This is a genomic window from Streptomyces beihaiensis (genome assembly GCF_026274175.1).
GTDB classification, from domain to species: Bacteria; Actinomycetota; Actinomycetes; order Streptomycetales; family Streptomycetaceae; genus Streptomyces; species Streptomyces beihaiensis.
The window spans coordinates 1-11,088 of the sequence record NZ_JAPHNL010000099.1; the positions used below are offsets into that span (position 1 = coordinate 1).

Consider the following 11,088-nt stretch of genomic DNA (forward strand, 5'->3'; position numbering starts at 1 on the left):
GACCCGCGCCCGGCGGGTCGTTCGGCGCGCCCCCGCCGCCACCGTGTCCTGACCACGAAGCCACCACCGAGCGACAGCGGCGCCCCCGGCGGCGCGCCCCCGTGATCGCCGCCGTGGTGGCCGGCGTGCTGGCCGTGGGCGCAGGGGCGGCATACCTGGCGGGCGCCCACGGCGGCGGACACAAGGAACCGGCCGCCGCCTCGCACTCCTCGTCCGTCACCTCCGCACCGGCCGAACAGCCGTCGAAGGCCGGTGACGGCGACAGTGCGGCGCCCTCCCGCCCGTCGGAGCCGTCCTCCGGCCCCTCCGAGTCCGGCTCGGCCTCCCGCGGCCCCGGCGCGGCCGGCGGCGGTGACGGCAGTGGTGGCGGGGCGGCGTCGCACTCGGCCCGCCCGTCCGCCACCCGTTCGAGTACGGGCAGCGGCGCGGGCTCCGCGGGACCGGGCGGAGCAGGCGGGTCGGGCAGCTCTGGCACGCCGAGCCCCACGCCGTCCTGCGCGGCCGTCGGCGGCACCAAGTACAACTGCCAGGTCTGGCGCACGGCCGAGTCGTACGACTCCGCGCACCGGCCCGTCGGCACCCTGTACGCGGGCACCAACTACTTCTACTGCCAGGTCAAGCTGTCCTACCGGGAAACCTACGGCGAGTGGACCAACGTCTGGTGGGCCAAGACCGACGACGACAAGGGCAACACCGGCGTCTACGTCAGCGACGTCTACCTCAAGGGCGGCGCCAACGACGAGCCGGTGCCCGGCCTGCCCCGCTGCTGAGCCGCGCAGAAGAACAGAAGCCGTGCGCTCCCCCTCCCCCGCTGTGGTCCCCTCCCCGGGAAGGGACCACCGCCACAGCGGTACCTGACATCCTGGGCCGATCACTGATCGCCTACCGACAGAGGCAGGGGGACGCATGTCTACCACGTGGGGCCTGATCGTCGAGGAGACCGACGGGACGGGCGAGCGCAAGGCGTACGCCGCCCATGTGGTCGAGCACGTCACCGGCACGCGCGAGCAGGCACTCGCCCGCCTGGAGCACGTGGCCCGCAACCATGTCCCGCAGCACCCGATGAATCCCTCGGCCACCTGGCTCTACCGCACGGGTGAGGGGTTCCTGCTGGTCAACAAGGGCTCGATGCGCACCTACGGCTGCCGCTTCTCCGTCGCGGAACTGCTCTACGACAGCGTTCAGGCGCAGAAAGAGGCCGAGGCGAGGCGCGAGGAACAACGCCGGGCTGAGGCCGAGGCGCGCGCGGCCCGCAAGGCGGCCGCGAAGGCGGCCAAGCGCGCGCAGCAGGCGCGACAGGGCCGCGGCTGGTGGGGCGGGCGCGCACACTGACGTGCCCGTGCGCGTACGCGTGCCCGTACCCGTACCCGTGCCCGAGTCCGTACTCGTACCCGTGCCCGTGCCCGTACAGGCCAGGTAGGGCGCGGGCGCGGGGCCGCTCGACGAACTCGCTGTCTGCTCCGGGACGTAAGACGCACCGGGCAGTCGGCGTCAGGGCGCCAGGGGCGGCTCCAGTGGCTCCCCGCGCAGGCCGGATTCCGGCTCGCGTCGGGCGACGAGGTGGAAGAGCCGGGCGAACTGGCGGTAGGGGTCACGCAGGCCGGCCTGCCATTCCAGTTCGCACAGGTCCGCGAACTCCTCCGGCGGCGGCTCACTGAGCCGGTGGTCGGAGAACACACGCACGCCGTACCACTCCACCGGCAGGACCCCGAGCCGGGTCAGGCGCCGCCCCAGTTCGAGCGGGGTGTCCGCCCGTGTGGGCAGATACCGGCCGCCTCGCTCGCTCGACTCCAGCAAGGTCGTCAACGCCCCGCGCCAGTCCGCCTGGAGCCCGTCACGGATGGCCAGGGAGTCACGGTTGACGGTGAGCACCGACACCAGGCCGCCCGGCCGGACCAGGCGCGCCAGCGCGTTCAGCATGGGGCCCGGATCGGCGAGGTACAGCAGGACACTGTGGCAGCAGACGAGGTCGAATCCCGTGCCCACCAGTTCGGGTGCCTGCTCCCCCGCGCCTTGGACCAGGCTCACCCGGCGGGCGACCTCGGGTTCCTCCGCGGCGACCTGGTCGGTGGCGGCCTGGAGCAGCGTCTGGTCGTTGTCCAGTACGACCACGGAGTGCCCGGCCCGCGCCAGAAGGACCGCCTGACGGCCGAAGCCGCCGCCGATGTCGACGACGCGGCAGGGGCGTCGCGGCAGGATCCGGGTCAGCGCGCGCGTCACGAGCTGGAAGCGGACCTCGCCGCGGACGCTCTGGGCGTGGTCGAGGTAGGCGCGGGCCCGGGCGTCCGCGAAGTCCGTCCAGGTGTTCTCGCCGGGCCGGGCCGCGGACCGGGGCGCCGGCGGCGGTTTCTTCGCGGATCCCGTCGCCGCGCGGACCCGCGACACCTCGGTGGAAGACTCTGGTCCCGGCATGAACTGCCTCTCAATCGACTCGGGGTTCGCTTCGCACCAGCCGTCGGCACGGCGTCAGGTTCTGATCGACGACCAGGTCACCGGCAGGGTGTCGAACCATCCGACGGTGGATGCGCTCCGGCCGGGCTCCGGCCCTGTCCCGGGACGCGCGAGCCGGAGGTCGTCGATCCGGCGGGCCAGCGCGCCGATGGCCACCTGAAGTTGCATCCGGGCCAGTGCGGCGCCCGGACAGTGGTGGCGGCCCATGCCGAAGCCGAGGTGCGCGTTCTCGGCCCGCTGGATGTCGAACACGTCCGCGAGGGGAAATGCGCGCTCGTCGCGGTTGGCCGCGCACAGAGCCCCCACCACGACCTCGCCCCGGCGGATCAGCGTGCCGCCGATCTCGGTGTCCCGCGTCGCGTACCGGGGGAACGTCGAGGTGCTGTGGAACGGCGTGAACCGCATCAGTTCCTCGACCGCGGACGGTACAAGGTCCTGGCGACGGCGCAGCCGCTCCAGGTCCGCCGGGTGGTGAGTCAGCGCGCACACGAAATTCGCCGACGTCAGGACCATGTTCTGCAGGCCCGGCAGGAGCAGTCGCAGCGTCGCGGCGACCAGCTGGCGGTCCGTGAGGCGGTCGTCGCCCTCTCCGCGGGCACGGATCATGCCGCTCAGCAGGTCATCGGCGTCGGAACGGGCACGCGTGGCCACGAGGGACCCCAGATACCGGGCCAGTTCCCGTCTGTCCTGCTTCTCGGCGTCGGACGGGGGCGTCGCGGTGGTGGCCGCCCCGAGCAGCAGCGCGCGCAGCGTGGTGCGGTTGCCGGGGGGCACGTCGAGCAATGCGCACATCGTCCCGGCGGCCAGCGGTTTGACGAACCCGGCCATGAGGTCTGCCGGTGACGTCTGTCCGCAAGGCCCGCCGGCCCCGCCCAGGCGATCGAGCAGTTCATCGGCGATCGTCTCTGTCGCCGGGCGCAGCCGCTCGATCTGCCGGGGTTTGAGGCCCGCCTTGGCCACTGTGGTGATCTGGTCGGACGTCAGTGTCGCGGCCGCCCCGGCCCCGCGGGCTCGTGAAGCCCCCGGCTGGGGCGCCACGGGGGTCAGTGCGAACCGGCCGTCGGTGAGGACGCCGCGGACATCGGCGTAGCGGGAGCACAGCCACGCCCGGCCGAGGTCCCTGAGCTCGACCGGGCACAGTCCCTTGTCGTCGCGCAGGACGGCATAGCGCGGGTCGAGTTCGAGGAGGTGAGGCTTTCCGAAGGGGTAGGGCAGCGCGTCCGGCGCCGGTTCGGGCTGAATCACCGCGAGTTCTCCTCCCCACTGGGAGCTGGGAGCTGGGAGCTGGGAGCTGGGAACGTAACCGGGAAAGGTCTTGGCACGTCGTCGGCGAGGACTTGTATACAGGGAATTCCACAGCAGCCGGCGCATGGGCGGTGGCAGCCGACGGACATTGCAGGAACAGTCCCTTCCCTGGCTGGATGGCCGGTTCGGGCCACGCTCGCACGGTTGCAGGAATCGACCACTTCCGTCCGGCACCCGCCCGCCAGCACCATCGGTCCGGTCAGCGCATCCGCTGATTGTTTCCATCCCCAACCGAAGGAGACTTCGATATGTCTGCGTTCGAGGAGCTTGAGGAAATGGTGGCGACGATGGCCGCGTCCGAGCCGGCCGACATCGACGACGACTCCCTCGACAGCGTGGCGTGGAAGGTCTCGTACTCGACCTTCTACAACAACTAGAAGTACCGGCAGGGGCATTCCTCGCACGTGCTGGAAGAGATCTTCTTTCAGCGCGGCGGGGGGTGCCCCTGCCGCGGGCCGGGCGCACCGGCCCGGCTTCTCTTCTCATCCGCGTGCCGTCACGCCTGGAAGCCCGCACGGCGCATATCCGTCGATCCCGAGGAGCCCGAAATGAACTTCGTCGTTCCGGACGAGAAGGTCCAGCAGGGAATTCAGGTTCTGCTGGACGACTACGTCCTCGTCGAGAACACCGACACCTTCGTCATCGCCTACACCCCGGACAGCCGCGACCCGGCGGCCTGGCTGGCGCTCGCCCTGAAGCACCGAGGCTTCCCGGCCCGGATCGTCGCGATGCGCAAGCTTCAGGACCCGGAGTTCGCCGGGCGCTTCGAGGCCGCGCTCCCCGACCCGGAGACGCTCCCGGGCCGTCTGGTCGTCCTCGCCCTCGAACGCGACACCATGTCGCACTTCAACGTGTTCGAGGCCGCACTGAAGAAGTACGGCGGCGACCGCACGATGATCATGCGGATCATCAGCGCGTCCAGCGCGTTCTTCACCAAGTCCCTCAATGTCACTCCCACGCAACTGAGCCGGTTCAACGCGACGCTGCTGGAACGGGTGAAGCCGGCCCGCAAAGTGCGGGTCACCAGCCGTGGGGGCACCGATCTGACGATCGGCCTCGATGCGGAGAAGTATCACTGGATCAGCAATCGGGGCGTGTGGCGTCCCGGCGGGTTCACGATCCTGCCGGCCGGTGAGATCGCCACCTACCCGACCACCGTCGACGGTGTGCTGGTCGCCGACGGGGCGTTCAACGCCAACATCATCACGTCGCTCAACGCCGACCTGGCCGGCAACCCGGTCCGTGTCGAGATCAAGAACGGCAGCGCGGTCAGCCTCAGCTGCGCCGACCGGGAACTCGACGAGATGTTCCAGCTCTGCCTCAACAGCCCCTACGGTCGCAACGTCGGGGAGTTCGGGCTCGGCACCAACCGCGGGATCGACACGTTCATCACCGCCAACTCGCACATCAACGAGCGGCGTTGCGGCGTCCACATCGGCTTGGGTCAGCACAACCAGAGACTGAGCCGGGTCCCGTACGTCGCCGACGTCCATCTCGACCTGATCACCGACGGCGCCCTGATCTGGGTCGATGACGACCCGGATCCGATCGACCTGGAGAGCTTCGCCGTCACCGACGCCGAGCACCCCGCCGACGCGCTCGACGAGGACATCACCGGCGACTGCTGCGGCCTGGGCTACGGACAGCTCGAAGGTCTGGCGTCCTGCGCGACCCCCGGCGCTCCGGTGAGGATCCAGCGATGACGTCCTCCGTGATGGACAGTGCCGTGCCGCACGACGGCGAGGAATCCGCCACCGCTTCGGCCTCGGCCCGGGAGTTCGCCCGGCGCGGCTACACGATCCTGCGCGGGCTCCTCGACGCCGACGAGGTGGAGCAGGCCCGGGCCCTGTGCGCGGCGCATCTCACCGGCTCGGGCGCGCAGGAGATGCTGACCAGCGACTTCCTGGCCGACGACTTCCTGGCGGGGATCGTGTTGCGCGAACGCGTGGTGAACGCGGTCAAGGAGTTGCTGGGCGACGAGCGTCCCGTGCTCTACCCGAACTGCACGGCGCGCAAGAACGTGTACGTTCCCTGGCACGTGGACGCGACGTTCGTCGGCCCGACCGCCGCGTACGTGTGGGAGCCCGCGTTCGCGCACGTGCAGTGCGGGCTGTACCTGCAGGACAACGATCCGGTCGGCGGGGGCGGCATCGACGTGGTGCGCGCCTCGCACCTGATGTCCTTCGACGGGTACGGCACCACCGATCCCGAGTTCGACATTCCCGCGCGGACGGTCGGCCAGTCCGACCTGCGCGAGCGGGTCGACACCCGGGCCGGTGACGTCGTGATGTGGAACGCCCGTCTGATGCACACCAGCACGCCGGTCCTACGCGACCCGGGCCGGGAGAAGTTCGGGGTCTTCTTCAGTTACGCCCGCACCCACGCGCGCGACAACCACCGGTTCCTGAGCCAGATCGCCGTGGACTCGATGCGCACGATGAACGGCGTGTCCCGGATCATTCCCCGCCTGGCCGAGATCTCCCACATGCGCTATCCGGAGAGCTTTCCGGCCTGGTTCGCGAAGGAGGCCGCCGCCGCGGCCGTCCATATCGCCACGTTGTGAAGGGACGAGCGGCGTGACATCGACGACTCTGGCCGACGGGGACGAGCACGCCTCGGCCTCGCCGGCCTTCCCCGATCGCTCGTTCCGGGCGCTGTGGACCGCGACCGGCCTGTCCCAGGTCGGTTCGGCGGTCAGCAACGTCACCGTCCCGGTGTGCGCGGCGGTCACCCTGGGGGCCTCGCCCCTCGACATGACCCTGCTGGCGGCGGTCGGGGTGCTCCCCTCGCTGCTGGTCAGGATCCCCGCGGCGGCGTGGTCGGACGGTCTGAGCCGCTCGCGGGCGCCCATGATGGCGGCGTGCAACCTGGTGCAGGCGGCGATCATGGGGCTGATCCCGCTGCTGTGGTGGCTCGGGGCTCTGCACATGGTGCTGCTCCTCGTGCTGGCCGCCGCGGCCTCGGGAGCACTCGCCGTGTACTCCGCCTTGGGCAGCCCGCTGCTGGTACGGATCGTTCCCAAGGCGCACCTGGTGGAGGCGAACGGAAAGATGTCGGCGACCCGCAGCGTCGCGGACATCAGCGGGCCGGCGCTGGGCGGGGCGCTCCTGGCCGTCCTCGCGGCCCCGTACGTGGTCCTGGTCGACGCGCTGTCGTTCCTGGCCTCCGCGGCCCTGCTGACCAGGGTCGCGGACGGGAAGGCCGGCCGGAGCACGGATCAGGACGGCACCGGCCAGGGTGGGGCCGTGGGCGCCGTGAAGCCGCGCAAGCAGAGGCTCGGCGCCGCCGCGAACATACGGCTGGCCGTCGCGCTGGCCCGCCAGTCGGGCCTTCGGGCCGCCGTCACGGTGGCGTTCGTCAACGGCGTCACGCAGCCGGTACTCGTGCTCTTCCTCGTACGGTCGGTGCACATGCGGCCGTCGCTGATCGGCACGCTCCTGTCCTTCGGAGCGGTCGGCGGCGTGGTCGGCGGCATGCTCGTCGGCCGGGCGCAGAAGAGGTTCGGGGCGGCCCGGACGCTGGCCCTGGGCACCGCCATGAGTCTGCTGTCGCTCGCGCTGCTGCCGTTCGCGTCCGCCGGGCCCGGCGCGATGGCCGGTCTCGTGCTCATGGAGCTCGGGGGGAGCTTCGGCGGGACCCTGCTCATCGCCACTGTCTTCGGAGGGCTGCAGGCCTGTGCACCGAACGAGAAGATCGCGCAGGTGATGGCCATGGCCTTTGTGCAGTTGCAGGCCGCCGATCTGATCGGGGTACCGGTCGGCGGCGCGTTGGCCATCGCGTTCGGAACGCGCTGGGCGATGGTCACCGCGTTCGCGTTGCTTGCCGTCATACTCGGCCCCCAGCTCGTCCGTTGGGCCGTGACCCGATGGGCTCCCGACCCCCCGATCACGGTGTGACCCGCCCCGGGGGGCGGAACGTCTCATGTACTTGGCCAGGGTCACGGTCGACATGCCCGGCTGCGCTGCGCACTCCGCGGAGCTGCTGCACCGGCAGATCAGATGCGGCGCGGCGGGCACCGACAACCTCCAGCACACGCACATCGAGGTCCACTCCGATTTCGTGGTGTTCAGCCTCTACGTGCAGGCCCTCGACCTGATGGACGCGGCGCGGGTGGCCGAGCAACTGTGCTGCCGGACCATGGCCAGTCTCGTCACGGGTGGTGGCTGGTCCGTCCGCTCCACCGAGGTGGGCCCCTGAGCGCCTCGGTACCTGGCAACTCCCTACTCCAGGTCGTCGGGCGTGAGCCAGGCCCGCGAGACGGCCTGGGCCCCTGCCTGGAACCTGCTGCGTGCGCCCAGCCTGGTGTGCAGGTCCGCCACGACCCGTCGGGCCGTACGCACCGATACGCCCAGGTGGCGGGCGATGGCCTCGTCGGTCAGCCCCGTGGCCAGCAACCTGAGAACCTGCCGGTCCTGACGCGACAGCCCGTCGCGGTCACGTCGGCGAGGTGCGCCGAGCGTCGCCGCGGACCGCCACACAGAGGCGAACAGGGCGTTCAGTGCCGTGACGACTCCGGAGCTGGACACCACGATCGCCGCGGTCGTCTCGGCTTTCGCGTCGACACCCGCATCGATCGGGACCACGGCCACCCGGCGGTCCACGACGAGCATGCGCAACGGCAGCGACGCGGTGGTGCGCACCTCGCCGCCGGCCTCGGCGAGCCACCGCGCGTGTTCCAGGGTCGGCCGGTCGTTGCGCACGCTGTCCTGGTAGACGGTGCGCGCTCGCACCCCGCGCTCGATCGCCTCGGCGAGCAGTGCCCGGCCGGTATGGATGTCCTCCTCGGGCTGGGGGCCACCCGGCACGAAGGAGTTCACCTCCCACTGGCAGGCGCGTGTGAGCTCTCTCGACCGGTCACGGACGGCGTCGACCCCGCGCACGTGCTCCACGTCCGGGACTGCGGTGTCCGGCCGTTTCTCGGCGCGTTCTGCCAGCAGGGCGGCCACCGCGGCCGCGCCCTGCTCGATCTGCTGGTACCGGCGGGCCATCTCGGCGTGCTGACGGGCGATCAGGGCCGAGAGTCCGACCTCGGGACGCACGGCCTTCGGCGCGGGCCGCCCCGGGAACACCTGGAGCAGTGAGATGCCGGTGAGTTCGTCGAGCGCGACCCGGATCTCGTCGTGGCCGACGCCGAGCCGACGGGCGAGGCCGTCGAGCCCCTCGTCCGGATGGTGGAGCATGGCCAGGTAGACGGACTCGGCGAGACCGCTGAGCCCAAAGCCTTCGAACACCCACAACTCCCTTCGCCACGGTGTGCCGCACGGTGCGCAGCCGCGGTTCCGCCGGAGCACACGCGTCAGTCCGTCCACCTGGACCGGCGTGTCGGCCCCGCTCGCCGGTCCTCGCGGAACCGCCCATGCCGCCACGCTTGCATCGGCGCGGCGAGCGGGACATGCGGGTGCAGCCCCCGCTTTCCGGACCGGTCACGACCGAGCCGTCGCGCCGCGCCTGCGAAGAAAGTGGGGGGACTCTACCCATGTGCGAGGCCGGCTCATGTGCGAAGGTCCGGGCATGCGAACGTCGCGGACCACGGGAACGGGCGCGTGGTGGCTGCCTGCCGTCGCCACGGCCGAGCCGGATACCCCACAACGGGGCCCGGCCTGGGCCGCGTTCGTGGAGGAAGCGCTCGCCCGGACGCCGGTGTCAGGGACGGAATATGGGGGTCTCTCCCCCATGGTGCGGCACCTGGGGCCCCAGGGACGGCTGCTCGACCCGCTGCGGCCGTTCCTGCTCGTCGCCGACCTCCGGATGCGCGCAGCGCTGCCGGACCAGGGCTTGGACGGTGCGGACGCCCGCGCCGTGTGGGCCGGAGCCCGGCGGTGGCTCGCCGAGTGCCTGATCCGGTTGGCCGCGCGCACACTCGTCGAGGAACTGGGCGCGGCCCGACGGGCCGGAACACTGAGCGGCACGGACAAGCGGCGACGCTTCGACGACTTCGTACGCGGGATCTGTGCCCGGGGGGCGCTGACCGATCTGCTCCACCGCCATCCGGTGCTCGCCCGGTTGATCGCCGAGCGCTGCCTGAACACGGTCGCGGCCGCCGCCGAACTGCTGGAGCGCTTTGAGGCCGACCGCGAGCAGCTGGTCGCGGCTCTGCTGGGCGACGACCCGGGCCCGCTGGTCCGGGCGCGGTTCGGTCTCAGCGACCCGCACACGGGCGGTCGAACCGTCGTCGTGCTCGAGTTCCGCGACGGACGGCAGCTGGTCCACAAGCCCCGGCCGCTCGGACTGCACGCCCGCTGGAACGATCTGCTCGGCTGGTTCGCGGGCCACTGTCCCGAGCTGGCCCCGCGGGCCGTCCGCCTGCTGTGCAAAGACGGTTACGGGTGGGCCGAGTTCGTGTCGGCCCAGCCGTGCCGGTCCGCCGCCGACGTCGCCCGGTTCTACCGGCGCACCGGCGCGCTGCTGGCGCTGCTGTACGCGGTCGACGCGACCGACATCCATGCCGAGAACCTGATCGCCGCGGCGGACCACCCCGTCGTGGTGGACGTGGAGACGCTCTTCCATCCCTGCTGGGTGCCGCGCACCGACGGTGGCCGCGACCCTGCCACGTACGCCCTCGCCGCGTCCGTCCACCGCACCCTGCTGCTGCCCCACTGGGTGACCGGCGACTTCGGTGCCCTGGACGTGTCGGCGGTGGGCGCGCGGGCCGGTGAGTTCCACCCGGACGCGTCTGCGGGGTGGGAGGAGGCGGGCACGGACGCCATGCGACTGGTCCGTGGACCCGCCCCCTTCCACCCGGGTGACAACCGCCCGGTGCTCGACGGGACGCCGGCCGATCCTGCCGAACACGTCGAGTGCCTGCTGGCCGGATTCCGGACGGCCTACAGAACGATCCTCGCGCACACCGACGAGCTGACCGGGCCGCGGGGCCTGCTCGACGGTTTCGCCAGGGCGTGGACACGACTGGTGGTGCGGCCGAGCCAGACCTATGCCGGTCTGCTGGGGGAGGCCACATGCCCAAAGGCGCTGCGTGACCTGACGGCCCGGGAGGGCGCCTTCGCCGCGCTGTTCGCCGAGACCGGCCACGGCCACCTGCGGCGCCTGGCCGGAGAGGAACTCGCCGACCTCGTCGCCGGGGACATCCCCGTGTTCGCGGCCCGCGCCGACTCCTGCGACGTGCGTACCTCGCGGGGCCGCGAACTGACGGACGTTCTGGCCGTGGACGGCCTGACCGCCGCGACCGCGAGGATCCGCGGCATGGGTCCCAGGGATCTGCGGCGGCAGGAGTGGCTGATCGAGGCGGCCCTGGCCACCAGACGTCCGGCCCCGCCCCACGCGGCGCGCGGCGGGAGGGCGGCGCGTACCGACGCCAACACCCGCTGTTCCAGG

General features: G+C 71.6%; 10 protein-coding genes and 1 pseudogene. 8 read left to right on the forward strand and 3 right to left on the reverse strand.

The window, feature by feature from the left end; genetic code table 11:
- Positions 1 to 770: pseudogene (locus OFY01_RS11145) on the forward strand (serine/threonine protein kinase); the annotation flags it as partial.
- A 136-nt stretch (positions 771 to 906) separates the two neighbouring features.
- Positions 907 to 1,332 carry a hypothetical protein gene (locus OFY01_RS11150; RefSeq protein WP_266598803.1) on the forward strand — a complete coding sequence of 142 codons (426 nt, stop codon included), beginning with the start codon at positions 907 to 909 and terminating at the stop codon, positions 1,330 to 1,332.
- A gap of 159 nt (positions 1,333 to 1,491) precedes the next feature.
- Here the strand turns inward: OFY01_RS11150 and OFY01_RS11155 are convergent, their stop codons facing one another.
- A complete protein-coding gene (locus tag OFY01_RS11155; RefSeq protein ID WP_266598805.1) occupies positions 1,492 to 2,412 on the reverse strand; it encodes a methyltransferase domain-containing protein in 921 nt (306 codons plus the stop codon).
- Positions 2,413 to 2,466: 54 nt separating this feature from the next.
- Positions 2,467 to 3,696 carry a cytochrome P450 gene (locus tag OFY01_RS11160; RefSeq protein WP_266598807.1) on the reverse strand — a complete coding sequence of 410 codons (1,230 nt, stop codon included), beginning with the start codon at positions 3,694 to 3,696 and terminating at the stop codon, positions 2,467 to 2,469.
- Between the two features lie 308 nt (positions 3,697 to 4,004).
- Between OFY01_RS11160 and OFY01_RS11165 the strand changes: the two genes are divergently transcribed.
- The 5 genes from OFY01_RS11165 (at position 4,005) to OFY01_RS11185 (ending at position 7,953) form a co-directional block, all read left to right on the forward strand.
- On the forward strand, positions 4,005 to 4,133 hold the full coding sequence (locus tag OFY01_RS11165; protein ID WP_266598809.1) for a hypothetical protein: 129 nt from the start codon (positions 4,005 to 4,007) through the stop codon (positions 4,131 to 4,133).
- A 171-nt stretch (positions 4,134 to 4,304) separates the two neighbouring features.
- Positions 4,305 to 5,459 (forward strand): M29 family metallopeptidase, encoded by a 1,155-nt coding sequence (locus OFY01_RS11170; RefSeq protein WP_266598811.1) that lies wholly within the window; start codon positions 4,305 to 4,307, stop codon positions 5,457 to 5,459.
- Positions 5,456 to 6,319: a phytanoyl-CoA dioxygenase family protein gene (locus OFY01_RS11175; RefSeq protein WP_266598813.1), complete on the forward strand. Its 864-nt coding sequence runs from the start codon at positions 5,456 to 5,458 to the stop codon at positions 6,317 to 6,319. Before OFY01_RS11170 ends, OFY01_RS11175 begins: the two co-directional genes overlap by 4 nt.
- 13 nt (positions 6,320 to 6,332) lie before the next feature.
- Entirely contained in the window at positions 6,333 to 7,652 is a 1,320-nt protein-coding gene (locus OFY01_RS11180) for an MFS transporter (RefSeq protein ID WP_266598815.1), read from the forward strand.
- 25 nt (positions 7,653 to 7,677) lie between these two features.
- Positions 7,678 to 7,953: a hypothetical protein gene (locus OFY01_RS11185; protein ID WP_266598817.1), complete on the forward strand. Its 276-nt coding sequence runs from the start codon at positions 7,678 to 7,680 to the stop codon at positions 7,951 to 7,953.
- A gap of 23 nt (positions 7,954 to 7,976) precedes the next feature.
- Here OFY01_RS11185 and OFY01_RS11190 read toward each other — a convergent pair whose 3' ends face one another.
- Complete coding sequence (locus tag OFY01_RS11190) at positions 7,977 to 8,987, reverse strand: LuxR C-terminal-related transcriptional regulator (protein WP_266598819.1); 1,011 nt, start codon at positions 8,985 to 8,987, stop codon at positions 7,977 to 7,979.
- Between the two features lie 442 nt (positions 8,988 to 9,429).
- On the opposite strand from OFY01_RS11190, the gene OFY01_RS11195 reads away from it, so the two are divergent.
- Positions 9,430 to 11,088 (forward strand): type 2 lanthipeptide synthetase LanM family protein (locus OFY01_RS11195; RefSeq protein ID WP_266598821.1); only part of this gene is annotated, 1,659 nt, incomplete at its 3' end.

Coding starts and splice junctions, on each gene's coding strand:
- OFY01_RS11150 (WP_266598803.1), top strand. CDS start 907: ATGTCTACCACGTGGGGCCTGATCGTCGAGGAGACCGACGGGACGGGC.
- OFY01_RS11155 (WP_266598805.1), bottom strand. CDS start 2,412: ATGCCGGGACCAGAGTCTTCCACCGAGGTGTCGCGGGTCCGCGCGGCG.
- OFY01_RS11165 (WP_266598809.1), top strand. CDS start 4,005: ATGTCTGCGTTCGAGGAGCTTGAGGAAATGGTGGCGACGATGGCCGCG.
- OFY01_RS11170 (WP_266598811.1), top strand. CDS start 4,305: ATGAACTTCGTCGTTCCGGACGAGAAGGTCCAGCAGGGAATTCAGGTT.
- OFY01_RS11175 (WP_266598813.1), top strand. CDS start 5,456: ATGACGTCCTCCGTGATGGACAGTGCCGTGCCGCACGACGGCGAGGAA.
- OFY01_RS11185 (WP_266598817.1), top strand. CDS start 7,678: ATGTACTTGGCCAGGGTCACGGTCGACATGCCCGGCTGCGCTGCGCAC.